Annotated in this window: 19 protein-coding genes; 2 read left to right on the forward strand and 17 right to left on the reverse strand. The window is 61.1% G+C overall.

The annotated features are described in order from the left end of the window. The first annotated feature begins 49 nt into the window (after positions 1-49). Both treS and glgB read left to right on the forward strand, forming a co-directional pair. Complete coding sequence (gene treS, locus AB4O45_RS26460) at positions 50-3,391, forward strand: maltose alpha-D-glucosyltransferase (RefSeq protein WP_460143209.1); 3,342 nt, start codon at positions 50-52, stop codon at positions 3,389-3,391. Between the two features lie 2 nt (positions 3,392-3,393). Continuing rightward, positions 3,394-5,625: a 1,4-alpha-glucan branching protein GlgB gene (gene glgB, locus AB4O45_RS26465; RefSeq protein ID WP_236168877.1), complete on the forward strand. Its 2,232-nt coding sequence runs from the start codon at positions 3,394-3,396 to the stop codon at positions 5,623-5,625. Between the two features lie 116 nt (positions 5,626-5,741). Here glgB and AB4O45_RS26470 read toward each other — a convergent pair whose 3' ends face one another. From AB4O45_RS26470 to AB4O45_RS26550, 17 genes are all read right to left on the reverse strand, one after another. Then, the gene (locus tag AB4O45_RS26470) at positions 5,742-6,794 is read right to left on the reverse strand and encodes an autotransporter outer membrane beta-barrel domain-containing protein (RefSeq protein WP_150742077.1); all 1,053 of its coding nucleotides are present in this window, start codon (positions 6,792-6,794) and stop codon (positions 5,742-5,744) included. Between the two features lie 379 nt (positions 6,795-7,173). Beyond that, positions 7,174-7,956 (reverse strand): endonuclease/exonuclease/phosphatase family protein, encoded by a 783-nt coding sequence (locus AB4O45_RS26475; protein WP_056786852.1) that lies wholly within the window; start codon positions 7,954-7,956, stop codon positions 7,174-7,176. Between the two features lie 198 nt (positions 7,957-8,154). After that, positions 8,155-8,913 carry a PIG-L deacetylase family protein gene (locus AB4O45_RS26480; protein ID WP_095179945.1) on the reverse strand — a complete coding sequence of 253 codons (759 nt, stop codon included), beginning with the start codon at positions 8,911-8,913 and terminating at the stop codon, positions 8,155-8,157. Between the two features lie 178 nt (positions 8,914-9,091). Further along, entirely contained in the window at positions 9,092-9,751 is a 660-nt protein-coding gene (locus AB4O45_RS26485) for a glycosyltransferase family 2 protein (RefSeq protein WP_460160862.1), read from the reverse strand. Continuing rightward, positions 9,748-10,347, reverse strand: a complete 600-nt coding sequence (locus AB4O45_RS26490) for an SAM-dependent methyltransferase (protein WP_056785814.1) — start codon at positions 10,345-10,347, stop codon at positions 9,748-9,750. Before AB4O45_RS26490 ends, AB4O45_RS26485 begins: the two co-directional genes overlap by 4 nt. Then, a complete protein-coding gene (locus AB4O45_RS26495; protein ID WP_252878128.1) occupies positions 10,344-11,102 on the reverse strand; it encodes a PIG-L deacetylase family protein in 759 nt (252 codons plus the stop codon). Before AB4O45_RS26495 ends, AB4O45_RS26490 begins: the two co-directional genes overlap by 4 nt. Further along, the gene (locus AB4O45_RS26500; protein WP_041480984.1) at positions 11,099-12,097 is read right to left on the reverse strand and encodes an acyl-CoA dehydrogenase family protein; all 999 of its coding nucleotides are present in this window, start codon (positions 12,095-12,097) and stop codon (positions 11,099-11,101) included. The genes AB4O45_RS26495 and AB4O45_RS26500 overlap by 4 nt, the downstream gene beginning before the upstream one ends. Position 12,098: 1 nt before the next feature. After that, positions 12,099-14,258 (reverse strand): glycogen debranching protein GlgX, encoded by a 2,160-nt coding sequence (gene glgX / locus AB4O45_RS26505; RefSeq protein WP_024012878.1) that lies wholly within the window; start codon positions 14,256-14,258, stop codon positions 12,099-12,101. Between the two features lie 241 nt (positions 14,259-14,499). Continuing rightward, complete coding sequence (locus tag AB4O45_RS26510; protein WP_252885989.1) at positions 14,500-14,838, reverse strand: DUF2934 domain-containing protein; 339 nt, start codon at positions 14,836-14,838, stop codon at positions 14,500-14,502. Positions 14,839-14,859: 21 nt separating this feature from the next. After that, the gene (locus tag AB4O45_RS26515) at positions 14,860-17,634 is read right to left on the reverse strand and encodes a malto-oligosyltrehalose synthase (RefSeq protein WP_460160863.1); all 2,775 of its coding nucleotides are present in this window, start codon (positions 17,632-17,634) and stop codon (positions 14,860-14,862) included. Then, positions 17,631-19,709, reverse strand: a complete 2,079-nt coding sequence (malQ, locus tag AB4O45_RS26520) for a 4-alpha-glucanotransferase (protein WP_095179954.1) — start codon at positions 19,707-19,709, stop codon at positions 17,631-17,633. Before malQ ends, AB4O45_RS26515 begins: the two co-directional genes overlap by 4 nt. Further along, complete coding sequence (treZ, locus tag AB4O45_RS26525; RefSeq protein WP_460160864.1) at positions 19,706-21,508, reverse strand: malto-oligosyltrehalose trehalohydrolase; 1,803 nt, start codon at positions 21,506-21,508, stop codon at positions 19,706-19,708. The genes malQ and treZ overlap by 4 nt, the downstream gene beginning before the upstream one ends. A gap of 17 nt (positions 21,509-21,525) precedes the next feature. After that, positions 21,526-23,112: a glycogen synthase GlgA gene (gene glgA, locus AB4O45_RS26530; protein ID WP_016774645.1), complete on the reverse strand. Its 1,587-nt coding sequence runs from the start codon at positions 23,110-23,112 to the stop codon at positions 21,526-21,528. Positions 23,113-23,702: 590 nt separating this feature from the next. Further along, a complete protein-coding gene (locus AB4O45_RS26535; protein ID WP_460160865.1) occupies positions 23,703-24,656 on the reverse strand; it encodes a D-2-hydroxyacid dehydrogenase family protein in 954 nt (317 codons plus the stop codon). 12 nt (positions 24,657-24,668) lie between these two features. Further along, on the reverse strand, positions 24,669-25,715 hold the full coding sequence (locus AB4O45_RS26540; protein WP_252883778.1) for an alpha/beta fold hydrolase: 1,047 nt from the start codon (positions 25,713-25,715) through the stop codon (positions 24,669-24,671). An 86-nt stretch (positions 25,716-25,801) separates the two neighbouring features. Next, positions 25,802-26,236 carry a YqaA family protein gene (locus tag AB4O45_RS26545; RefSeq protein WP_056785840.1) on the reverse strand — a complete coding sequence of 145 codons (435 nt, stop codon included), beginning with the start codon at positions 26,234-26,236 and terminating at the stop codon, positions 25,802-25,804. Then, complete coding sequence (locus AB4O45_RS26550; protein ID WP_252878133.1) at positions 26,236-26,682, reverse strand: DUF411 domain-containing protein; 447 nt, start codon at positions 26,680-26,682, stop codon at positions 26,236-26,238. Before AB4O45_RS26550 ends, AB4O45_RS26545 begins: the two co-directional genes overlap by 1 nt. Positions 26,683-26,768: the final 86 nt, after the last annotated feature.

Genomic DNA, 26,768 nt, shown 5'->3' on the forward strand with positions numbered 1-26,768 from the left:
CACCACTGCGAGTCCCTCGGTGTATCAGAGAATTTTTCAGGAGTTCCACATGGCGAAGAAACCCAAGGCAGCCGCCTTCATCAAAGACCCGCTCTGGTACAAGGATGCGGTGATCTATCAGGTTCACGTCAAATCGTTTTTCGACTCCAACAATGACGGGATCGGTGACTTTCCCGGGCTTATCGCCAAACTCGATTACATTGCCGACCTCGGCGTCAACACCATCTGGCTGCTGCCGTTCTATCCCTCGCCACGTCGCGACGACGGTTACGACATCGCCGAATATCGTGGTGTGCACAGCGACTACGGGACCATGGCCGATGCCAAGCGCTTCATTGCCGAAGCGCACAAGCGCGGGCTGCGGGTGATCACCGAGCTGGTCATCAACCACACCTCCGACCAGCACCCGTGGTTCCAGCGTGCGCGTAAAGCCAAGCCGGGTTCAGCGGCGCGGGATTTCTACGTGTGGTCCGATGACGATCAGAAATACGACGGCACGCGAATCATCTTTCTCGACACCGAAAAGTCCAACTGGACCTGGGATCCGGTCGCTGGCCAATACTTCTGGCACCGCTTCTACTCGCACCAGCCGGATCTGAACTTCGACAACCCGCAAGTGATGAAAGCCGTGTTGTCGGTGATGCGTTACTGGCTCGACATGGGCATCGACGGCCTGCGCCTCGACGCGATTCCGTACCTGATCGAGCGCGACGGCACCAACAACGAAAACCTGCCCGAGACCCACGACGTCCTCAAGCAGATCCGTGCCGAGATCGACGCCAACTATCCCGATCGCATGCTGCTGGCCGAGGCCAATCAGTGGCCGGAAGACACCCAGCTGTATTTCGGTGACACCGACGCCGCTGGCGTCAATGGCGACGAATGCCACATGGCCTTCCACTTCCCGTTGATGCCGCGCATGTACATGGCGCTCGCGCAGGAAGATCGCTTCCCGATTACCGACATTCTCCGGCAGACCCCGGAAATTCCGGCGAATTGCCAGTGGGCAATTTTCCTGCGCAACCACGATGAACTGACCCTGGAAATGGTCACCGACCGTGAGCGCGATTACCTGTGGAACTACTACGCGGCTGACCGTCGCGCGCGGATCAACCTCGGTATCCGTCGTCGTCTCGCACCGTTGATGGAACGCGATCGTCGCCGCATCGAACTGCTCAACAGTCTGCTGCTGTCGATGCCCGGCACGCCGACGCTGTACTACGGCGACGAAATCGGTATGGGCGACAACATCTACCTCGGCGATCGCGATGGCGTGCGTACACCGATGCAGTGGTCGATCGACCGCAACGGCGGTTTCTCCCGCGCCGATCCGGCCAGTCTGGTACTGCCGCCGATCATGGACCCGCAGTATGGCTATCAGTCGGTCAACGTCGAAACCCAGTCCGGCGATCCGCACTCGCTGTTGAACTGGACGCGCCGTCTGCTGGCCGTGCGCAAGCAATCGAAAGCGTTCGGCCGTGGCACGTTGAAAATGCTCTCGCCGGCCAACCGTCGCGTGCTGGCTTATACCCGCGAATACACCGATGCCGACGGCAAGCACGAAATCATTCTGTGCGTGGCCAACGTCTCGCGCAGTGCGCAAGCGGTCGAGCTGGACCTGTCGGCGTATGTCGGCATGGTGCCGGTGGAAATGCTCGGTGGTAACGCGTTCCCGCCGATCGGTCAGTTGAATTTCCTCCTGACCCTGGCGCCGTACGGTTTCTATTGGTTTGCACTGGCGGCAGAAAACCAGATGCCGAGCTGGCACGTCGAGCCGGCGCAGAGCCTGCCGGACTTCACCACGCTGGTGCTGAAAAAGCGCATGGAAGAACTGCTCGAAGCGCCATCGCGGACGACGCTGGAGCAAAGCATCCTGCCGAGCTGGCTGCAGAATCGTCGCTGGTTTGCCGGCAAGGATGCGGCGATCGAGAAGGTCAATCTGGCTTACGGCGTGCGCTTCGGTGACGCCCAGCACCCAGTGCTGCTCAGCGAAATCGAAGTCACCAGTGGCGGCCAGACCAACCGTTATCAGCTGCCGTTCGGCTTCATTGGCGAAGACCATGTCGGCCCGCCATTGCCGCAGCAATTGGCGCTTTCGCGTGTACGCCGTGTGCGTCAGGTCGGCCTGATCACCGATGCGTTCACCTTGGAAACCTTCGTCCGCGCCGTTCTGCAAGGCATGCAGAACAACACCGTACTGGAGTCGATCGAAGGCGAAATCCGCTTCGAACAGACAGATCATCTGGAAAAACTCGGCCTCGGCGCCGAGTCGGATGTGCGCTACCTGTCGGCCGAGCAATCGAACAGTTCAGTGGTAATCGGCAACAGTCTGGTGCTTAAGCTGATACGCAAAGTCGCTTCTGGCGTACACCCGGAACTGGAGATGAGCGCTTACCTGACCGAGGCCGGGTTTGCCAATATCTCTCCACTGCTTGGTTCGGTGATTCGCCGCGACGCGCAAGGCGAAGACAACTTGCTGATGATCGCCCAAGGCTATCTGAGCAATCAGGGCGACGCATGGGAATGGACGCAGAACAACCTCGAACGGGCGCTGCGCGATGAACTAGCCGACGCCATGTCCGAGCAGGAGCAGCATTACAACGCCCTCGGCGAGCTGAGAGACTTCGCCGGCATGCTTGGTCAGCGTCTGGGCGAGATGCATCAGGTGCTCGCTGCGCCAACCGACAATGCCGACTTCGCGCCGCAAGTGTCGTCGAGCAAGGACATGGCCGCGACGGGCAAGGATGTCACCGCCCAGGTCGAACACGCCTTGAAACTGCTCAAGCAGCATCAAGGCGAGTTGAACGCGGCGGATCAGAAACTGGTCAAGCGTCTGCTCGACGAGAAGAAAACCATTCTTGCCCATGTGCAGGATCTGGCGAAGAAAGCCACCGGCGGCTTGCGCATTCGGGTGCATGGCGACTTGCATTTGGGCCAGGTGCTGGTGATCAAGGGCGACGCCTACCTGATCGACTTCGAGGGCGAACCGGCGCGGCCATTGAGCGAGCGTCGCGGTAAACACAGCCCGTACAAGGACGTCAGCGGCGTACTGCGTTCGTTCGATTACGCAGCGGCGATGACCATCAATGTGCATAACGTTGATAACAGCGTCGAAGCCGAAGCGGCGCGCAAACGGGTCGCCGAGCGTTATCTGCGTGAGGCACGCGAGGTATTTGTCCAGGCATACCGCGAGGCAGCAGCTAGTCTTGAGCATGCCTGGCAGGATCCCGAGGGTGCCGACGCCGCGCTGGCGTTGTTCGGCCTGGAAAAAGCCGCTTATGAAGTGGCTTACGAGGCAGAAAACCGCCCAACGTGGCTGCCCGTGCCATTGCACGGCTTGTATGGATTATTGACAGGGCTTAAACCCTTTTCCGATCTTGGTGGAGAGTAGTCATGAGTTTCTCGAACAAGGAACAGGGTGTGGTAAAGGAAGCATTGTTACCCTCGGCGCGCGACATCGATGCTTTGGTGCGCGCTGAACATCAGGACCCGTTTTCCATTCTCGGCCCGCACGGCGATGGCGCCGGCGGGCAGTTCATCCGTGCCTATTTGCCAGGTGCGCTGAGTGTGACGGTGCTGGACAAGGACAGCGGCGAAGAGCTTGGCCCGCTGGAGATGACCGAGACGCCGGGGCTGTTTGTCGGCCATTTCGATCAGGCGCGACCGTACCTGTTGCGCACGCGCTGGGCCGGTGGCGAGCAGGTTGCCGAAGACCCGTACAGCTTCGGCCAGTTGCTCGGCGAGATGGATTTGTATCTGTTCGCCGAGGGTAACCACCGCGACCTCAGCGCCTGCCTCGGTGCGCAGCTGAAGACCGTTGATGGCGTGGACGGTGTGCGCTTTGCCGTGTGGGCACCGAATGCCCGCCGTGTTTCGGTGGTCGGCGATTTCAACGTCTGGGACGGCCGTCGCCACCCGATGCGGCTGCGTCATCCGTCCGGTGTCTGGGAACTGTTCATCCCGCGTCTGCAAGCGGGGGAGTTGTATAAGTACGAAATCCTCGGCGCCCACGGCATTCTGCCGCTCAAGGCCGACCCGATGGCACTGGCCACCAGCCTGCCGCCGGACACCGCTTCGAAAGTTGCCTCGCCCCTGCAGATCGACTGGCAGGATCACGACTGGATGAATTCCCGTCAGGATCGCCAGCAGCGCTCCAAACCTCTGTCGATCTACGAGTTGCACGCCGGTTCCTGGCAGTGCGAGCTGGATGATCTCGGCGAGGTCGCGCGCCAGTACACCTGGCCGGAACTGGCCGAGCGCCTGATTCCTTATGTCAAAGAGCTGGGATTCACCCACATCGAACTGATGCCGATCATGGAGCACCCCTTCGGCGGTTCCTGGGGCTATCAGCTGCTTTCGCAATTCGCCCCGAGTGCGCGTTATGGCACGCCGGATCAGTTCGCCGAGTTCGTCAACGCCTGTCACCAGGCCGACATCGGGGTGATTCTCGACTGGGTACCGGCGCATTTCCCCACCGATACCCATGGTCTGGCGCAGTTCGACGGCACCGCGCTCTACGAGTACGGCAACCCGCTGGAAGGCTTCCATCAGGATTGGGACACGCTGATCTACAACCTTGGCCGCACTGAAGTGCACGGCTACATGCTCGCCTCGGCGTTGCACTGGCTGAAACACTTCCATATCGACGGCCTGCGTGTCGATGCGGTGGCTTCGATGCTGTACCGCGACTATTCGCGCAAGGCGGGCGAATGGGTGCCGAATCGCCACGGCGGTCGCGAGAACCTGGAGGCCATCGACTTCCTGCGGCATTTGAACGACGTGGTTGAGCTGGAAGCGCCGGGTGCGCTGGTGATTGCCGAAGAGTCCACCGCCTGGCCGGGCGTCAGTCAGAGCACCCAGCAGGGCGGTCTCGGGTTTGCCTACAAATGGAACATGGGCTGGATGCACGATTCGCTGCACTACATCCAGCAAGATCCGGTGTACCGCGCCCATCACCACAACGAGTTGAGCTTTGGTCTGGTCTACGCCTGGTCGGAACGCTTCATCCTGCCGATTTCCCACGACGAAGTGGTGCACGGCAAGCACTCTTTGATCGACAAGATGCCTGGCGATCGCTGGCAGAAGTTTGCCAACCTGCGCGCCTATCTGAGCTTCATGTGGACGCATCCGGGCAAGAAGCTGTTGTTCATGGGCTGCGAGTTCGGCCAATGGCGCGAGTGGAACCACGATCAGCAGCTGGACTGGTACCTGCTGCAGTATTCCGAGCACAAGGGCGTGCAGAAACTGGTTGGCGATCTCAACCGGCTGTATCGTGAAGAGCCGGCGCTGCACGACCAGGACGATGCGCCGCAGGGCTTCCAGTGGTTGATTGGCGACGATGCGATCAACAGCGTTTACGCGTGGTTGCGCTGGAGCAAGGATGGCTCGCCAGTGCTGGTGGTTGCCAACTTCACCCCGGTACCGCGCCAGGCGTATCGGGTCGGCGTGCCGTTTGCCGGGCGCTGGACCGAGCTGTTCAACAGTGACGCCGACATTTATGCCGGCTCCAACTATGGCAATGGCGGCGGAGCGTTGACCGAAGAAGTGCCAAGCCATGGTCAGTCGTTGTCGCTGGAACTGAACCTGCCACCATTGGCGGTGTTGATTCTCAAGCCGCACGGCTAGCACCTGTGGGAGCGAGCCTGCTCGCGAAGGCGCCATGTCAGTCAACGATGATGTTGAAGGTGGCACCGCTTTCGCGAGCAGGCTCGCTCCCACAAGGTTCTTCAGCGTTCAGCAGATCACCAACGCATCCGCACTCCAAGGCTGCCGATAATGCCGTTCAGGTCATTGTCATCCACATCGCTGCTGTAATCGGCGCTCATGTACAGGCTTACCGCCGGTGTGACCCGCGCCACCAGTCCCAAGCCCAATTCCACTGTTGAAGACTTGCGGCTGCTGCTGATCTTGTCGACCTGATCGAGGGTCACCGTGCTGCCGGTGTACACCGTGTGCCAAAGGTTGGTGCGCACGTAGGGTTCAACAGGCAACCCGTTCAAGTCATAACTGCCTTTCAATCGCGCACCGACACGGCCACTCCACGCGGTCAGGTCGGTCGACGAGGCGTTGCCCGAGCCTGCATAAGGCGCGTCGAGGCTGATGCGCTGGTTGATCAGTTGCGCCTGTGGTTCGACCACCCAGTTGTCACTCAAGCCGATCGGATAACCGCCTTCAACGGAAAAGGTCATCGCGTTGCCTTCGGTGACTTGCCGATTGCCTTGCGGGGTCCGACTGAAACCGCTGACCCGACCGCCACTGGCCGACAGGTCGACGTGCCAGCCCTGCGCGCCGACCAGGCTGTAATAGGCGCCAAGGCTCTGGCCTTGCAGGTTGAGGCTGTCAGTGTTGCGGTCGGCGAGGGCACGTCGGGTCAGCGAACCATCGGCATTCAGCTGGACCTGATTGTCGCCACCTATGAGACCAAGGGTCTGGGTAGTCCCGTTAGCGCTTTTCAACGTGACCACGGCCGGACCTTTGAACTCGCCACCGGCCATCGCATAGCCGGAAGACAGTGCGTCGGTCTGTGCTTGTCGAGCGCTTTTGCCGTACAGCTCGTCCCAGGCAGACGGGGCAAGATCTTCGGTGAGCAGGCGCGAACTCTGCTGACTCAATGGCAGCGGTCCGGGCGTTATCACGGTCACTGGCAAGGTCATCACAGGGACATCGGCGCGATACCACGCGGGTTCATCCGCCGAAAATTCCGCATGCGCCTCCATGGACGAGCACAGCAACAGCGAACCTGACACTGTGCAAAAAGTGATTTTCAATTCATGTGGGGTCAGTGAAGTTTTCATGGAGGTCTACCTTGCAAGCGCATGCGTCATCTCGAGTTTGGCGTCTCTCCTACCCCGAACGAGGGGCGACCGAATAGAGCGGGGCGAACCGCGGCTGCTCGATTTCGCGAGTGCCGGAAGGTCAGCCCCAGTAGTGATTCCGGGGGTAGTAAGGTAGAGATAAGAAGAGCGATGCTCGCGCGTCAAGAAAATGCACGATGAATGGCGCGCTTAAATCAGCAACCGCAAGCGTTTGTTTTTCTGCACATAACTAAGTGCTTGTTTGCATGGAAAAACGCTTGCGAAGGGTGCATCTGACGGTTTTTTGCCGCCGACGAAAGGTCCTTCCGAGCGGTTATTGCCGGAACGACCTGTCATTGGATGGCTGTCAAAAATGCAGCTAGAGGTGCACTTCAACCGCCAAGGGAAGATGATCCGACAAATGCGTCCATGGCTTGTTGCCGAGAATCCTTGGATCGTGGCTACTGGCATTGCGCAGGTAAATCCGGTCCAGGCGCAACAGCGGGAAACGCGCCGGATAGGTTTTCGCCGGGCGCCCATGATGACGTTCAAAAGCTTCGTGCAAATAGTCGCGACGGGCGAGGGCGGCGTTGCCCTGCAACTGCCAGTCATTGAAATCACCGGCAATGATCACCGGCGCATCGTCGGGCAGTGATTCAAGCAACTGGCAAAGCAGCTGCAACTGCAATTGCCGATGGCTCTCCAGCAGACTCAAATGCACACAGATCGCGTGCACCTCGGCATGCCCGGGCACATCAAGAATGCAGTGCAACAGCCCGCGCCGTTCAGGCCCGGTGATCGACACGTCGAGGTTGCGGTATTCGCGGATCGGGTATTTCGACAGCAGCGCGTTGCCGTGGTGGCCGTCGGGGTAAACGGCGTTGCGGCCGTAGGCAAAATCGCTCCACATACTGTCGGCGAGGAATTCGTATTGCGAGGTCTGCGGCCAGTCGTTGTAGCGACTCGAATGGCGTTCGTGTTCACCCACCACTTCCTGCAGAAACACCAGATCGGCCGAGGTACTGCGCATCGCTTCGCGCAGCTCCGGGAGAACGAACCGCCGATTCAGCGCGGTGAAGCCCTTGTGGGTGTTGACCGTGAGTACCCGCAGGCGATGAATGACTGGCGCGTCGACCACTTGACGCTTGGGATCGCTGGACACGTTCACTCCTCTGATTTGGGCCATGCCTGTTCATGCGACTGGTTTGAGGGGGTGGCAGTTCCTTCCGATGATTCACTGCTGGGCCAATGTGGGAGCGAGCCTGCTCGCGAAGACTTCATCACGTTCAATACATCTGACACATGACACACCGCTTTCGCGAGCAGGCTCGCTCCCACAGGTATTGTGAGCTTCCGCCGTTCAGAAGAAGACGATTTCATACGGCAAGCGCATCCGCTCCAGCAGCACCGGGGGCAGCAGCGGGGCGATGCCGATGGCCGGTTCGCCCTTGAGCTGGCTGGCGTAAGCGTGGGTGGCGTGGCTCTTGCGCGCTACCGTCCAGGTGTCGAGACGCAGCTTGCGCGCGCGTTCCCAGGGAATCATTTGCTGCTCGCGCTCCGGCCAGTGCCAGGCCCACACCGGCACATCGTGGTAGGTCGCCCCGGCCTTTTGCGCCGCGTCGAAACTGGCGCGGCCAACCACTTCATGATCCGGCGGGCCATCCTTGCGCCAGGTACTGAACACTACGTCGCCCGGTCGCAGATAACGGCCGATGAACTCGGCGAGCTGGCTTTGCTGATCACTCAGTGCGTTGTCGGTAAAGCCGCCGCGCACCCACTTCAGGCTGTGCATGGGCAGGCCGAGGCGGCGCAGGGCTTCGACGCTTTCCTGCGGGCGGAACACGCTCAGGCGTTGTTCCGACCATTGCCGCGAGCCGGGGTGGCTGGCGCTGCCGTCGGTAATGGAGAGCAATTGCAGTGGATGGCCAAGGCTGGAAAGCAATTGCAGCAGACCGCCGCAGGTGACCACTTCATCGCCCGGATGCGGGGCGATGACCACGGCGCGGGCGCCGGCGGGAACCAGGCTGTGGGTGTTGATGACGGGAATATTGTCGAGTTGCGGCGCGCTGTTCCAGATCTGTGCTGGCAGGCCGTGTTCGTTGAGCAATGACGATTTCATGAGTGCGACGTCCTTGTGGTATCTCGCCCTCAGTCGTGAACAGCCAACGCTGATCGCGGCCCGTGAAGGCAAATGAATAGCAACGGTGCAGTGCTCCAACCCTTGGATTACTGCGAGGCAGAGTATTGCTCAAGACAGCCGATTCGTCGCGTCACAGATCAATCTGATCCGTATTTTTTTATTCCAGCTGTGCCAGATTGCGCAGAAAGTCACCGAATCCGCCCTTGGCCCGACTGTCGAGACGGGCGCTGGTGTGCACTTGCGGGCGATGACTCCAGGCGATATTCGCACCGCTGCGCTCCAGCGCACGCACCAGTTGCACGTCCTCGTCACAGGTCAGCGGTTTGAAACCGCCGGCCAGGCGATAAGCCTCGGCGCTGACACCGAGGTTGGCGCCGTGAATGTGTCGATGGCCATCGCGCGCCTGATAATGGCGGTGATAGCGAATCTGCGCCGCTTCATCGATCGATTCGTGCCAGTGCTCGACGGTCACCGTGCCGCACACTGCGTCCGCCTCCAGTCCCAGTTGCGCCGCCAGCCAGTCATCGGCGACGCGGCTGTCGGCGTCGGTACAGGCGATCCAGCGGGCACCGCGCTCGAGCAGCAGTCGCGCACCGGCGGCTCGGGCTTCGCCGACGTTGCGTGCGTCGATCTGCAGGCTCAGCACCGGATAAGCGCTGACAATCTGCGCCGAGGCGTCGCTGCAACTGTCGAGCACCACCAGGATTTCCACCGGCTCGCCTGCCAGTTGCCCATGCTGGCCGGCGCGCAGGGCGGCGCGCAGGCACTCATCGAGCAGCGCCTCTTCGTTGTGTGCAGGAATCACGATACCGATCAACGCAAGCCCTCCAGTGCCGCCACCGAGCGTGGCTCGCGGCTCCACAGTTCGAGAATGAAATCCGCTTCCTGATGCAGCACCAGACGCGGCAAAGCCAATTGATCGTGGATCTGATCGTGGACCTGACGTGCATTCAACGGGCAGCCCTCGATCGGCGGGCGCCAGTGGCAGGCCAGCAATTGTCCGTCGGCCGTCAATGACTCACTGATCCGGCGGATCATTTCTGTCAGATCTTTTTCGTCGAGGTAGTAGCCGATTTCGCTGAATACGATCAGGTCGAATTTTTCCTCCGGCCAGTCAGCCGGAAGGCGGCCCTGACGGACTTCGGCATGCTCGAACACGCTCAAGCGAGTACGCGCCAGCTTCACTGCCGCGCTCGCCGTGTCGCAGCACAACAGGCGGTCGCAGCGCGGAGCCAGTTCTGCACTCAGTTCGCCGTTGGCGCAGCCCGGTTCGAACACCGACCTGTAGCGCGGACGGGGCAGGGCGGCGAGGGTGATCGCGCGTTTGCGCTGCTCGTACCAGCGCTGGCGGAACGCCCATGGATCGTCGTTGCCCGCGAACAGGCCGTCGAAATAGCGGTCATCGACGCTCACAAAAACACCACTTCAAAAGGTTGCAGCAAACGATCAAGCACATAGGGAGCGAGCACCGGCCCGAGCCCGACGTCGCGGTCGCCTTCCAGCTGGCTGGCGAACGCGTGGGCCGCGTGGCGTTTGCGCGCGATGTGCGTGGGTGACAGAAGAATCTTGCGCGCGCGTTCCCATGGCACCGAGGCGTCTTCCGGGGTTGCCCAGTGCCAGGTCCAGACCGGAAGTTCATGGCAGGTCGCACCGACGCGTCGCGCCGCCTCGACACTGGCGCGGCCGACGGCCTCATGATCGCTGTGGCCGTCCTGGCGCCAGGTAGTGAAAACCACGTCACTGGCATGCAGATACCCGGCGATGAATTCGCTCAACCCCGTTTCCTGAGCCGCCACTTGGGTGTCGGTAAACCCGCCGCGCAGCCATTTCAGGCTGTGCATCGGCAAGCCGAGGCGGCGCAGGGCTTCGGCGGATTCTTGTGGTCGCACTACGCTCAAGCGTTCGACCGTCCAGCGTTGCGAGCCGGGGTGACTGGCGCTGCCATCGGTGACCGAGATCAATTGCAACGGCCGTCCGGCTGCCGCCAGCAACTGCATGATGCCGCCGCAACCGAGCACTTCGTCATCCGGATGCGGCGCGATGATCACCGCCCGCGAACCCAGCGGTACCAGGTCAAGAACGTCGATGGCGGGCAGTTCGGCCAAACGCCGCGAACCCTGCCATTGCTGCAGTGAAGTGCCCTGGCCGACGATCGGGTTGTCCTTCATAACGCCCAGACCTCGCAGGATTGACCGGCAATCCGCTGGCCCAGCGCAGCAAGGTCGCGCTCGGCGTGACTCTGGCGCAGAAACACCGGCAAGTCGGCACTCAGTCGCGCAAAATGCCGATCCTGACAAAACGGCCCGGCACCCAGCGCCCGCCCGACTTCACGCATGACCTGTTCGGCAGACTGTTCGACCACCGCGCGGGCGCGACGGGCCAGCAGTTCAGCGTCAGCCTCAGGCTGCGCATCGATTTGCAACGCGCTGAAGCGCAACACGTCGGCCGCCGCTTGCAGTGCTGTGTCAGTCGCACCGAGATGGGCGAGGGCGTGCGGTTCATCGCGTTGCGCGCAATGCTGACGCAGCCCTTCGGCAATCCGCCGTGAAGCGCCGTACCAGCAAGCCGCGATACCGATCCCGCCCTGCCAGAACCCCGGCCGTTGCAGGTAATCACCGGGGTTGCCAATGGCCTGCGCTTCGGCGTTTTCAAACAGCACTTCGACGCTGCCGGTGGCCGCCATGCCCACCGCTTGCCAGCCTTGATCGGTGATGGTCACGCCAGGTTGATCGAGTGCGACTGCAACCAATTGCTGCTGATCATCAGCGTCCCACGCAGTGAGCAAGGCGTGGCTGAGCACCGCCGCGCCAGAACACCAGGCCTTGCGCCCGTTCAGCGTCACCATATGCCCGGCCGGCGTAACTTTTACCCGCGCCTGCGGCGGCTCGGCAGCCCACATGCCCCACGTGCTGCCTGGGGTTGGCGTACCGCCCAATTGCTCGATGATCGCCAGCGCATCCGTGTGGCCTTCATAGAGTTTGCACAGCCCAAGATCGTGTCCGCCCACCTCCGATAGACGCTGGAAGCGCTCCAGCGTGTGACCGCTGCCGGGCAACGGCAAGCGGTCGAGGCCGGCCTCGACCATCGCCCGCAGGCAACGGCCGAGGGCATTGGTGTCGGCGTAATCTGGCGGACGGCGAGCCAGATAATGTTGAAAGTCCATATCAATCTTCTTCATCGCGTTGCAGTTCGAACAACAGCAACGAACGCCCGGTCACCGAATATTCATGGCCGAAGTCAAAGCGTTCCTGACCACGAATCGACGGCTGGTTGGTGTCGATCATGCAGGTCCAGAAGCCGCCGTCCGGTACTTCTGGCAGCGTGAAGTTGACAATGTCATGGTGTGCGTTGACCACCAGCAGCAGCGTCGCGTCGGCGCCTTTGCGACGGATGCCGGTTTCCTGTGCGCGACCGTCGAGCAGCATGCCCAGGCAGCGATTGTGCGCATCGTGCCAGTGCTCGGTGGTCATCTCGGTGGCGTCTGGTGCCAGCCAGGTCACGTCCTTGACGCCGATATCTTCGTTGTACTCGCCGACCAGGAAGCGTCCGCGACGCAGGATCGGATAAGTCAGGCGCAGTTTGATCAGGCGTTTGACGAACTTGAGCAGGGCCTTGCCGTCCTCGCTCAGGTCCCAATTGACCCAGCCAATCTCGCTGTCCTGGCAATAGGCATTGTTGTTGCCGTCCTGGGTGCGGGCGAACTCGTCACCGGCGACGATCATCGGTGTACCTTGGGCCAGCAGCAGGGTGGCGAAGAAATTGCGCATCTGCCGATGGCGCAAAGCGTTGATTTCCGGATCGTCGGTCGGGCCTTCGACGCCGTGGTTCCACGACAGGTTGTTGTTGCTGCCATCCTGGTTGTTCTCGTCGTTGGCTTCGTTGTGCTTGTCGTTGTACGAGACCAGATCGTTGAGAGTGAAACCGTCGTGGGCGGTGATGAAGTTCACCGACGAATACGGCCGGCGCCCGCGCTGGTTGAACATCTCCCCGGAAGCGGTCATGCGGCTGGCGAAATCGGCAAGCTGAGCGTCGTCACCTTTCCAGAACGCACGCACGGTGTCGCGGAACTTGTCGTTCCACTCAACCCAGCCCGGCGGAAAGTTGCCGACCTGATAACCGCCGGGACCGCAGTCCCAGGGTTCGGCGATCATCTTCACCTGACGCAGCACCGGGTCCTGACGGCAGGCGACGAGGAAGCTGTGGCGCTCGTCGAAACCATCGTGGTAACGGCCAAGAATGGTTGCCAGGTCGAAACGGAAACCGTCGACGTGCATCTCACTGGCCCAGTAGCGCAGGGAGTCAGTGACCATTTGCAGCACGCACGGGTGACTCAGGTCCAGGGTGTTACCGGTGCCGGAGTCGTTGATGTAGTAGCGCTTGTCGTCGGGCATCAAGCGGTAGTAGGAGGCGTTGTCGATACCGCGCATCGACAGGGTCGGGCCTTGCTCGTTACCTTCGGCGGTGTGGTTGTAGACCACGTCGAGAATGACTTCGAGATTGGCATCGTGCAGGTGCGCGACCATTTCCTTGAATTCGGCAATCTTGCCGCTGGCCAGATAACGCGGGTCCGGGGCGAAGAACGCGATGCTGTTATAGCCCCAATAGTTGGTCATGCCCTTTTGCAGCAGATGCTGATCGTTGACGAAGGCGTGAATCGGCAGCAGTTCGACAGACGAAACACCGAGCTTGCGAATGTGCTCAAGCACGTCGTCGACCATCAAGCCGCCAAAGGTGCCGCGCAGGTTTTCCGGCACCGAAGGATGACGCATGCTGATGCCGCGCACGTGGGTTTCGTAAATGATGGTCTTGTCCCACGGCACGCTGACGCGATGGTCATTGCCCCAGGTGTGGGCCGGGTCGATGACCTTGCACTTGGGCACGAATGGCGCGCTGTCACGCTCGTCGAAACTGAGGTCGGCGTCGGGGTGGCCGATGGTGTAGCCGAACAGCGCTTCCGACCATTTCAGCTCACCGACCAATTGTTTGGCGTAAGGGTCGATCAGCAGTTTGTTGTGGTTGAAACGGTGACCATTGGCCGGGTCATAAGGACCATAAACGCGGTAGCCGTAAATCAGCCCCGGATGCGCATCCGGCAGGTAGCCGTGGTAGATCTCATCGGTGTATTCCGGCAGCTCGATGCGTTCGAGTTCGACTTCGCCGGCATCGTCGAAAATGCACAGCTCGACCTTGGTGGCGTTGGCGGAAAACAGAGCAAAGTTCACCCCCAGACCATCCCAGGTCGCACCCAGCGGGAAGGGCAGGCCTTCACGGATTCTCGACGGCTCGGCGTGCGCAGCGGGTTCGGCTTTCTTTGGACGGGTCATGATTGCTCCTGCAAAAAAACGGGACAGTTCAGGCAATGAGATTTCCTTGTGGGAGCGAGCCTGCTCGCAAAAGCGTCGGTACATTCGACGTTTTCACCAACTGACCTAGCGCTTTCGCGAGCAGGCTCGCTCCCACAGGGTGGTGTGTTTTGCCCCCCAAGAAGGGCTTTCTTCGGGGCGCAAGAACCCCTTGTGGCGAGCACGCTCGCCACACAGTCATTCAGTTCAAATATGGATCGGGTCAGTTCGCCGGAGGCTTCTTCGCGGCTCGCGGCTTTTTCTCGGCAGCCTTTTCGCCCGGCGGGACTACTTTGGCCGTGGCCGCAGGCTTGGCTTTCGCCGCTGGTTTGGCTTTGGCGGCTGCCGGTGTCTTGCCGTCGGTGCTTTTCGCTGCTGCGCTTGTAGTCTTGCCAGCCACTTTGCTGCCGGCCGCCTTGGGTGGCTTCTTGGGTGCCAGCGCTTCGGCCTCGGCCAGCTTGCGCGCCATTTCCCAATGACGTTCTTCGTGGCCTTCAGGTTTCCCTTCCGACTCCCAGATCTGATAGGCGAATTCGCGAATGCGTTTATCGTCGGTGCTCATCGCAATGCTCCTGAACTGAACTCATGCTTGTGTTAAGTGTTGGATAAAGAGATTGACCGGGACATCCCCCAGCGCTTCGCTGACATTCAGCTCCCTGTTTTGTGTGACTACGCTGCTTGCAAAAAGTCCCTTCAGGTTTGCATCCGAAGCGGCAGACGGTAAAACGACCCGCGTATCGCCCCAGCGCAGCGCATCGACCTGCGGGATGGCACTGTTTTCCAGCAACGTTGCGCAACGCACCGGCACCACCACAATCGCCCGCACGCCCAGATGTTCACGCGCGAATGCCAAGACGTTGTGCGCCTGACTGCCCAGTACTTCCAATGGTTGGTAATCGCCACGGCGGAACAGCTCGCCGTGTTCCTTGCGCAGGTTCAACACCTCACTGATCAGCGCCTGTTTGATGCGCCCGTCACGCCAGTCCTTGAGCAGTTCGGTACCCGGCACGGATGCCTGCAACGCTTGCTCGCGGGCGGCGTAATCCACCGGGCGGCGGTTGTCCGGGTCGACCAGACTGAAATCCCAAAACTCATTGCCCTGGTACAGATCCGGCACACCCGGCACGGTCATGCGCAGCAAGGTTTGCGCCAGCCCGTTGAGCGCGCCGGCAGCGGCGATGCTGTTGACGGTCTTGCTCAGCGCCGCGCGCAGCAACTCGCCTTCTTCACCGGTCAGCAGCTTCTCCGTGAAAGCCTGGGCCGCGTTTTCATAGGCTTCATTCGGCGCGCTCCAGCTGCTTTGCAGCTTGGCTTCGCGCAGGGCTTTCTGTTGCCACTGCCAGATGCGCTTGGCGTAATCGGCGAAACCGGCCTTGTCGTCGTCCTGCAGGTCCAGCGGCCAACTGCCGAGCAACGCCTGATACAGGATCAACTCGTCGCCGGCAGACGGCGCGTCATCTTCCATGCGCACCGGGCGGGCGAGGGCGCGCCACAGTTCGACCTGATCGGCGTACCAATGGCTGCGCTCACTGAGTACGGCCAGCCGGGCACGGGTGTCTTCGCCGCGCTTGTGGTCATGGGTGGCAGTCGCGAGCAGGTTGTCAGGAAACTCGGCCATGCGCTGTTGATTGACTTCGTGGAACTCGCTGACCGGCGCGCTGAATTGCTCGGTGTTGTAACCGACATCATTGCGCGACAGCAGCACCGCCGAGCGATACAGCGCAGTATCTTCCACAGCCTTGGCCGCTGCCGGCGAGGTCAGTTGCTGGAAACGCACGCAGGCATGTTTGAGAATCTTGCGCGAGCGCCCCCGTGGCTTGCGGCGCCATGGCGTGCCGCCAAGCCAGCTGGCGACCGAGTCGAGCACTGGCCAGTCAGCTTCGCTGAGGGTTTGCCGCGCACCGTCCATGGCGTGCTGGAAAATCGCTTCGTCCTGCTCGGACCGGCCCATCGCGCTGATGTAGGTGCGATAAACCGGGAAGTGCACGATCAACGCATGCAGCACGCGGCGAATCGCGCCCAGGGTCAGGTCGCGGGTCATCAAGTCATCCCGCGCGACTTGATGCAGCGCCTGGGCAACACTTTCGAAGTCGCTGGCCAGCGAACCGTTAAGAATCTGCTGACGGGCCAGTTGCGCTTCTTCCATGAACGCTGCCGGGCGCTCGGTGCGGCGCTGCCAGAGTTCGCCGAGGACATGTTCGCCATCCGGGTCGTGTTGCAGCAGCGACAGCTGATTCATGAACTCGTAACCGGTGGTGCCGTCGACGCTCCAGTCGCGGCGCAGGGTTTCGCCCTCGCCGAGGATCTTCTCGACATAGATCGGCAGATGACGTCCCGGTGCCAAGTGATCCAGACGCCGACGCAATTTGCGGCAGTAGCCACGCGGGTCGGCAAGGCCGTCGATGTGGTCGATGCGCAAGCCGTCGACCAGACCTTCTTCAACTAACTGGAAGATCTTGCCGTGGGTTGCTTCGAACACCGCCGGGCGCTCGACGCGCAGGCCGCCAAGCTCGTTGATGTCGAAGAAGCGCCGCCAGTTGATGTCGTCCGCCGCCGTGCGCCAACTGGCCAGGCGATAGCTTTGCCGTTCCAGCAGTTCGTGAAGCTTGTGAAAGCCTTCCTCGGTGGTGGAATCGTACTGTGCGAGGTTGCCTTCGATAGTCGCCAGAACACGCGGATCGCTCGCCAGCTCGCGCAACTCTTGCTTGAGCGGCATCGCCAGCGAATGTGCGTCGGTCTGATAGCTGAGTGTGCTGAAGCGATCTGCCAGAGACTTCAGCGTGTCGTCGGACTTGAGCAGCTCGCCATAGTTGTTCGGGCAGATCGGGAAGTGGTGGTCGTAATGCTCGACGTAAAAAGTCCCGGTCTGCGCGTTGAATTTGAGCTTGAGTGTGCCTTCCTGCAACGCCACGCCGTAGTCACTGCCAAGAAACGGCAGCAGCAATTGGCCTTCCATCAACGGGTCCGGCGAGTGCCACTGAATGTCGAAGAATTCGCCATACGGACTCAGGCGTCCCCATTCCAGCAGGTCGAGCCACCACGGGTTGTCATTGCCGCCCACGGCCATGTGGTTGGAAACGATGTCGAGAATCAGCCCCATGTTGTGTTCACGCAGGGTGCTGACCAGTTGGCGCAATGCCGGCTCGCCGCCCAGCTCCGGATTGACCTGGGTCGGGTCGACCACGTCGTAGCCATGCATGGAACCGGCGCGCGCCGCCAGCAGTGGCGAGGCGTAGATATGGCTGATGCCGAGTCGGGCAAAGTACGGCACCAGTGGCACCGCTTGTTCGAGGGTAAAACCTTTATGAAATTGCAGGCGCAACGTGGCGCGCAGTGGCTGGATTTGCTGTTGATTCATTGGTCACGCTCAGAGGCTTGAAGGCGCGCGCAGGCCAGCAGTTCCAGGCGGCGGGCGGCATCGGGGCCGTCCAGCAACGCTTCGCTGGGACCGGGCAAACGTCGCGACCAGTTCGGGTGTGAATCGGTGGTGCCAGGCAGATTCGGCTGTTCATCGATACCCAGGGCATCTTCCAGCGGCAGCAGCACCAGCGGCGCGCGGGTGTGCCCGAGGAAACGCACACTGGCATCGACCACTTGATCGGCTTCGTGGGACTCTTCGCGGAAGTTCTGTGGATCCTGACGCAGCGCATCGCGCAGGCCTTCGCGTTCACGCTCGCGATGCCGGCGCCAGTCGATTTCGCCGTTGGCATCGACCAGACCGAGGCGCGCGTTCCAGTCGATATCGCGGCCATGCCACCAGCCATTGAGTGTCGGCAGGTCATGGGTGCTGGTGGTGGCGAGCGCGTCATCCGGCCAGTCGAGAATCGGTTTGAAGCGGGTATTGTCCTGTTCGAACAACAGCACGCGCATGCCGAGAATCGAGCGCGCGGCGAGTTTTTCCCGCAGGCCTTCCGGCACGGTGCCGAGGTCTTCGCCGAGCACGATGGCTTGATGCCGATGCGACTCGAGGGCCAGCAGACGCAGCATGTCGTCGAACGGATAATACAGATAGGCGCCATCGGCCGGGGCGGCGCCGTTGGGAATCACCCACAGGCGTTGCAGGCCCATGACATGGTCGATGCGCAGGCCTCCGGCGTGGGCGAAGTTGGCGCGCAGCATCTCGATGAAGGCACGGAAACCGTTGCGGATCAGCCCTTCCGGCGAGAACGCGGAAATGCCCCAACCCTGGCCGCTGCGGTTCAGGATGTCCGGCGGCGCGCCGACGGTCAGCGAGGCGAGCAATTCATCCTGAAAACTCCAGGCCTGACTGCCGGCACCGTCAGCACCGACGGCGAGGTCGGCGATCAGGCCAATGCCCATGCCGGCACTGCGCGCGGCAGATTGCACGCGCTCGAGGCAGCGATGGATCAGCCATTGGCAGAAGGCGAAATAACCGATGCGCTCGGCATATTCTTCGGCAAAAGCGCCCAGCGCCGCGCCGCGCGGGTCGTGCCAGTGCTCCGGCCATTCGCGCCAGTCGAGGCTTTCGCCACGGGCGGCGCGCATTTCCTGAATGGCTTCGAAGCGGCAATGGTTCTCCAGCGCTTCGCCACCGGCATGCCGGAAGCTGGCGAAGTCGGCGTGCAGCGGATGCTCGCCAGCGACGAAACCGTCATATAAGGCTTGCAGCAGTTTCTGCTTGGCTTGTGCGGCGGCAGGCCAGTCGATCAGCTTGAGATTTTCCAACTGGTCGAACTGCGCGGCCAGGCCACTGGCATCGATTGCGTCACGCAATGCGCGCTCGCCGAGAATGCTGCCCGGCGCTGCGTACAGTGAATTGAGAAACAAGCGGCTGGACGGCGAATAGGGGCTATAGCGGCCATTATCGGAACTGAACATCGCGTGCATCGGGCTGATCGCCAGTGCATCGGCGCCACGTTCACCCGCTACACGAACCAATTCCTCCAGCGCCTGGGTGTCGCCAAAACCACCGTCACCCGGACGGCGCAGCGAATACAATTGGGCGCTCAGACCCCAGGCGCGCGGGATCGGGCTATCGACCGCATCGCCAACGCTGAAACAACGCTCAGGCGCCACAGCGAGAGTGAAATACTGATCGCCGATGTGCACTTGCTGGTAACCGACCGGAATCAAGCCGGGCAACATGGCTTCGTTGTCCAGCTTGAGGTTCATCTGCGAGCCGTCTTCAAGATGAATCTCGCAGGGCGTCTCCGGTGTGAAGTAGCGACTCAGGTCGAGGGCAACACCAACGTCGCAGGTCAGCAGGGGCGGCAGATGGCGGTCTTGCTGGACTTCTTGCAGTTGCAACAGGCTGGCATCGATTTCTTGCGCGGTGCTGGCGGGGTGGCCGAGTCCGATCAGGACATTGCGCAACACAGCGGGAGCGACTTTTTGCTGACGCCCGTTGGCGTCGATCCAGTCGACGGCAAGGCCGGCTCGACTGGCGAGTATTTCCAGTTGCGCATCGCTCATAGGCGCTCTCCATCCAGGGGGTGCAAAAGGGGTGCGGCCGTGAGGCTGACGAGCGCGGTGTACGCCGGCAGTTGGTTCGGGTCCGACAGTTCGATCGCCGCTGGCTGTTGAAACAGCCACTCGGTATCGGTCTGTGCAGGGTTGACCACTGGCGTGCCACTGAGGTTCAGGTCAATTCGCAGCTCACTGCCGTTGCCCAGTCGCCAGCGCGCACTGACCGCTCCATAGCCGAGCATTTGCGCGCCCAGAGCCTGGGTCCCGGAGAGATGGGGAATGATGTACTGATGGCGCAACTTCAGCAGTTGCCGGTAGAGCTCTTGGGTCTGCTGTTGCAATGGCGTGCCGCTCCCGGACAGTCGCGGCTGCGAAGCGTAGAAGGTGTCCTGGGCATTTGGATCAGGGATCTGTTCGCGCTTGTGCGGATCGGTAAAAGCACTGAATGCGGCGAACTCGTTGCGCCGGCCTTCACGCACCAGTTCCGCCAGTTCACCGTGGTGGCTGGTGAAAAACAGGAACGGTTGCTCGGCGGCAAACTCGTCGCCCATGAACATCAGCGGAATCATCGGCGACAGCAGCAACAACACCGTCGCCGCCTGCACCGCACGCGGGTCGGCAAGCTGATGCAGACGTTCGCCAAAGGCACGGTTGCCGATCTGGTCATGGTTCTGCAGGAACAACACGAAAGCGGTGGAGGGCAGATGTTCGCTCGGCTCGCCGCGAGGTTCGCCATGGCGAGTGATGTGGCCCTGGAATACGAAGCCCTGACTCAGGCAGCGCACCAATTGCTCGGTGGGCTGCGCGGCATAGTCGGCGTAATAGGCGTCGGTTTCGCCGGTCAGCAGCACGTGCAACGCGTTATGACCGTCGTCGTTCCACTGCGCGTCGTAATCGTTTTCCAGCAGACTCGACTGATTCAGCTCGTTTTCGACGGTCAGCCAGACGTGCCGGCTTGGGTCGATCTGCTGGCGAATGCGCCGGGCCAGATCGCTGAGGAAATCCGGGTCTTCAATCGCGTGCACCGCATCCAGACGCAGGCCGTCGAAACGGTATTCGAGCAGCCACATCAGTGCATTCTCAATGAAGAACTCGCGCACTTCCGGGCGGCGGAAATCGATCGCCGCGCCCCAAGGCGTGTGCTTGTCCTCGCGGAAAAAGCCCTTGGCGTAACGATGCAGATAGTTGCCGTCGGGGCCGAAGTGGTTGTAGACGACGTCGAGAATCACCGCCAGGCCATGGCCGTGGGCGCTGTCGATCAGGTGTTTGAGTTGTTCCGGTGTGCCGTAGGAGGCTTGAGGCGCGTAGGGCAGCACCCCGTCGTAGCCCCAGTTGCGATCACCGGGAAATTGCGCCAGCGGCATCAGTTCGATCGCGGTAATGCCCAGCGCCACCAAGCGCGCCAGATGCTGTTCGACTTCGGCAAATCCACCGAGCGCACCGACGTGCAACTCATAAATTACCGCTTCACTCCACGGCCGACCATTCCAGGTCGTGTGCCGCCATTGATAGGCATGGGGGTCGACCACCACGCTGTGGCGGTCAAGGTCACCATCTTGCGCTCTGGAGGCCGGGTCCGGCACCTCCAGTTCGCCATCGATGCAGTAACGGTAGCGACTGCCCGCCGGGCAATTGGCCTTGATTACAAACCAACCGTCGCCCTGGGGCAGCATGGGCAACGATTTTCCATCTTCCAGTTCCACACTGACGTAGAACGCGTCAGGCGCCCACAACGCAAATTGCGTGTGCTCGGCATCCAGCATGATCGCGCCGTGGGGCCAGGTTTCTTGGGTCCTTGACGGCATTTTCTGCAACTCCCTGGTTATTTGTGGCTGGCTTTACCCAACGCCTTGGCGACCAGTTGTTCGTAAAGTTCGGCGTACGGTTCAACCGCTTTGCTCCAGTTGAACGGTGCAGCCATGGCACGGCAGCGCATGGCGTTGAGCAGTTCCGGAAAGGCGAAAACCTTGAACGCGCGGCTCAGGGCTTCCTTGTAGCTATCAACGGTGGACTCATCGAAGAGGAAACCGGTGACGCCGTTTTCAATGGTGTCGGCCAGGCCGCCGGTGTTGCGCGCGACCGGCAGCGAGCCGAAACGCTGGGCGTACATCTGGCTCAGGCCGCAAGGCTCGTAGCGCGACGGCATCAACAGGAAATCGCTGCCGGCGAACATGCGTCGGGCATCGGTTTCGTTGAAACCGATCCGCACGCCGATCTGGCCAGGAAAGCGCAGGGCCAGTTCACGCATGGCTTGCTCTTCTTCCGGCTCGCCGCGACCGATGATCGCGATTTGACCACCGTTCTGCACGATGAACTCGGACACCGCTTCGGTGAGGTCCAGACCTTTCTGATAGACCAGGCGCGAAACCACGGCGAACAGCGGACCGGTGGAGTCATTCAAGCCGAACAGCTCACGGACATGGGCGGCATTGACCGCTTTGCCTTCCCAGTCGCCGATGGCGAACGGGGCAAACAGGTGCGGGTCGGTCGCCGAATCCCAGCTCTCGTCGATGCCGTTCGGAATGCCGCTGAGCAGGCCTTGCTGGGTCTTGGCGGCAAGGAAACCGTCGAGGCCGCAGCCGAAGTCCGGGGTGGTGATTTCTTGCGCATACGTCGCGCTGACGGTGGTGATGTGGCTCGAATAGGCCATGCCGGCCTTGAGGAACGACATCTTGCCGTAGAACTCCATGCCTTCCTGTTGCAGGGCATGGGTGGGAATCCCCAGCTCCGGGCAGGAACCGAGGCTGGTCACGCCCTGGTAGGCAAGGTTGTGAATGGTGAACAGCGTTGGCGTGCGCTGCCCACGCCAGTGCATGTAAGCGGGCGCGAGGCCAGCCGGCCAGTCATGGGCGTGCACCAGATCCGGGCGCCAGTGGATTTGCGCAAGGTTGGCGGCGATGTCGGCAGCAGCCAGGCCGAGACGGGCGAAGCGGATATGGTTGTCCGGCCAGTCGCGACCGTTGTTGGCGCCGTAAGGGCCACCCTCACGCTCGTAGAGTTCAGGGCAGATCAACACGTAGATCACCAGACCATCGGGCATGTCCATACGACCGATCTTGCAAGGTGGCAGCGCGGCGTGGCCACCCAGCTCGCCGATGATGTGAATCGGGTTTTCGCTGTGCACCACTTGCGGATACCCGGGAATCAACACCCGCACGTCATGCAGGTGGGCCATCGCCCGGGGCAGGGCGGCGGAGACATCACCGAGGCCACCGGTCTTGACCAGATCGGCGATCTCAGAGGTCACGAACAACACTTTTTTCTTGTTGGGATTCTGGCTTGCTACCGGAGCAAGCGTCTTGGTGCCGGGTACGTTGATCTGTCGGCTGCCGGGAACACTGATGGTGCTCGATTCTCCAAGCGACTGGTGAGCACGCTCTCCCTGAATATCCAATGCCGCACTGATCATATGTATCTCCCGTGTGTGATCTGATTCTTGTCTCGAACAAGCTGTTTCGTGGCCAAGTCCTGTGGCCGGGCGCAAAGGCGCCACGCATCGGTGAGCAAATGCTGACCCAACACGCGCAAGCAGAATGGGTGGTGAGGCCGTTGCAAGGATTACACCAGTCGCTTTCGCCCAGTTGTTCTGATGACCTGTGGCGTGAAGCAAAAGTTTCGACTTTTTTTCGTCGGTATGACCGAGTGGTTTGGCCACTGAAAAATGAGTCTAGGCCAGATCCTAGAGCGGGTCGGGGCAAATGGGTAAATTGTTCGACAATCGGTTGTGTCGGGATGTAAGCGAGGGTTCAGGAGGGAAAACGCTCCGACGAAGGGCATGTTTTTCGGGCGGAGTGGGCCAAAACAGTGACTGGGCAGTCACGGTTTTGTGCTAGGGGATGGGCGAGTTGCACCGTTGTGGTGCGAGCGTATTGCAGAGTGGTATCTGAGATGACCTCTTCGCGAGCAGGCTCGCTCCCACATTGGACCGCGTACAACCTGTGGGAGCGAGCCTGCTCGCGAAGAGGGCGGTTGAAGCAACTCAACTTTAAAGTAATGGACTCAGTTCAACAGACGCACCGGCTCCCCAGCTGCCCAACCCTGAATATCCTCGATCATCTGCCGGAAGAACTGCTCGTAATTCTGCCGACTGACATAGCCCACATGCGGCGTGGCGAGGACATTGTCCAGCGTGCGAAACGGGTGCAGGGCCGGCAACGGCTCTTGCTCGAATACGTCCAGCGCTGCTCCGGCAATGCGCCGTTTCTGTAGCGCCTTGATCAACGCGGTTTCATCGACGATCGGCCCGCGAGCAGTGTTGACCAAAAGCGCGCTCGGTTTCATCCAGTCCAGCGCCTGGGCATCAACCAGACCGCGACTGCGTTCGCTGAGCACCAGATGCACCGACAGCACGTCGGCCTGCTCGAACAGTTGTTGCTTGCTGACGTACGTCACGCCGGCCTGTTCAGCGCGTTCGGCGGTGAGGTTTTCGCTCCAGGCGATCACCCGCATGCCGAACACCTGAGCGAACTGCGCGACCCGCTGGCCGATGCTGCCCAAACCGAGAATACCCAGCGTCTTGCCGTGCAGATCGCCGCCGAGGCCCTGCTGCCACTGGCCGGCCCGCAGCGCATTGGCTTCCTTCACCAGATCACGGGTGGCCGCCATGATCAGCGCCCAGGTGAGTTCCGGCGCGGCGTGTTTGTAGCTATCGGTGCCGCAGACCTTGATGCCCAGAGCTGCTGCGGCCGGTATGTCCAGCGCGGCATTGCGCATGCCGCCGGTGGCCAGCAACTTCAGATTGGGCAAGCGCCCGAGCAAATCGGCGTCGAAGCGCGTGCGTTCGCGCATGACGCAGATCACCTCGTACTTGCCAAGGCGCTCGGCCAGTGTGGCGTTGTCGGCCGGGTAATCATGCACAAAGGTCACTTCACCGATGCTCTCCAGCACGGACCAGTCGACCACGTCGCGGGCCACGTCTTGCCAGTCATCGATCACTGCAATCTGCACCGTCATCGGCTTGCCTCATCAAGGAACGGAAGGAGTCTTGCCCAGCCAGCCGAGCAGCGCCTGATGGAATTTCTCCGGTTCTTCCATTTGCGGCGCATGACCCATGCCCGGGAATTCAATCAGCGTCGACTGCGGAATCAGCTTGGCGACCTGTTTGCCAAGCACCTCGTAATGACCGATTTTGGCTTTCACTTCCGGCGGCGCGAGGTCTTTGCCGATGGCGGTGGTGTCGGAGGTGCCGATCAGCAACAGGGTCGGCATCTTCAGATCCTTGAACTCGTAGTACACCGGCTGGGTGAAGATCATGTCGTAGATCAGCGCCGAGTTCCACGCGACCTGGGTCTTGCCCGGACCGTTGCTCAGGCCGGCGAGCATGTCGACCCAACGATCGAATTCCGGCTTCCAGCGGCCGTCGTAATAGGTGGTGCGCTCATAATCGCGAATGCCCTTGGCCGTGACCTTCAATTCACGCTGATACCACTGATCGACGGTGCGATACGGAACGCCGAGGGCTTTCCAGTCTTCCAGACCGATCGGGTTGACCATTGCCAGTTGATCAACCTGCTCAGGGAACAGCAGCGCATAACGGGTGGCGAGCATGCCGCCGGTGGAGTGGCCGAGCACAGTGGCTTTCTGAATGCCCAAAGCCTTGAGCAATTGCTGGGTGTTGGTGGCCAGTTGCTGGAAGCTGTACTGATAATGCTCAGGTTTGCTGGATGTACAGAAACCGATCTGATCCGGCGCAATCACGCGGTAGCCGGCGTCGCTCAGGGCTTTGATCGAACTGTCCCAGGTCGCTGCGCAGAAATTCTTGCCGTGCATCAGCACCACGGTGCGGCCGTTGGCCTTGCCATTGGCGGCGACGTCCATGTAGCCCATTTGCAGCTTCTGGCCTTGGGATTCGAAGGCGAAATGTTTAAGCGTGTAGGGGTATTGGAAACCTTGCAACTCCGGGCCATAGGCAGGCCCTTCGGCGGGGGCGGTTTCAGTGGCCGCGTGCGCCATTAATGGCAGGGCAGCGCTGAGGACGAGGCCGGGCAGCCAGCGGGAAAGCGTGACGGACATAAGCACAAACTCCTTGAAAATTGGCCGACTCTGGAAGGTCGGGATTACGCCGACGTTAAACAAAGGCAATCACACTGAGGGTTGGTTCAACCTAGCCAGCCAAGTGTCAGCAAGGCCAGCACGCCATAGCGCGCGCCTTTGGCCAGCGTCACGATCAACAGAAAGCGCCCGAGCGGTTCGCGCATGACGCCTGCTATCAAGGTCAGCGGATCGCCGATCACCGGCAGCCAACTGAGCAGCAGCGACCAATGCCCATAGCGCTCATAGTGCTTGCGTGCCTTGGCCATATGCCCATGGCTGACCGGAAACCAGCGTCGATCCTGAAACCGCTCGATGCCACGGCCCAGCCACCAGTTGACCAGCGAGCCGAGTACGTTGCCCAGCGTCGCCACTGCGAGCAAACCCCACAGCCAGTAACGCTCGCTGACGATCAAACCGACCAGCAGCGCCTCTGATTGCAATGGCAACAATGTCGCCGCACCGAACGCAGCAAAGAACAGGCCGAAGTAAGCCGCACCCATCAACGGGCCGGGTAGTCCGCCACCACCACGTCGGCGCCGTCCTTCTTCAGACCGATCACTTGGTACGCATCGCTCATGCCGTCCATTTCCATACCCGGCGAGCCGATCGGCATGCCTGGCGCTGCCACACCCAGCAGATCGTCGCGCTTGCTCAACGCAAGCACCTGATCGGCCGGCACATGACCTTCAACGAATTTGCCATTGATGATCGCCGTGTGGCAGGACGCCAGACGCGGTGGTACGCCGTGCTGCTGTTTAAAGCTGCTCATGTCGCTTTCGACGTGATCTTCGACTTTGAAGCCATTGGCTTCGAGATGGCTGATCCACTTTTTGCAGCAGCCGCAATTGGCATCGCGGTGCACTTCGATCGGGATCAGTTCGGCGGCTTGCGCCAGGGAGGAGATGAACAGGGTGCTCAGGGCGATCAGACGCAGTTGGCTTCGCATGGGAATGGGCTCTCGACTCGGTGAAGGTCAGCAAGAGCGCATTTTGACCGGTTTTTCCATCCCGGCATCAACTGAGTGTTTCCAGT

This window comes from Pseudomonas sp. S2_B10 (assembly GCF_054668425.1).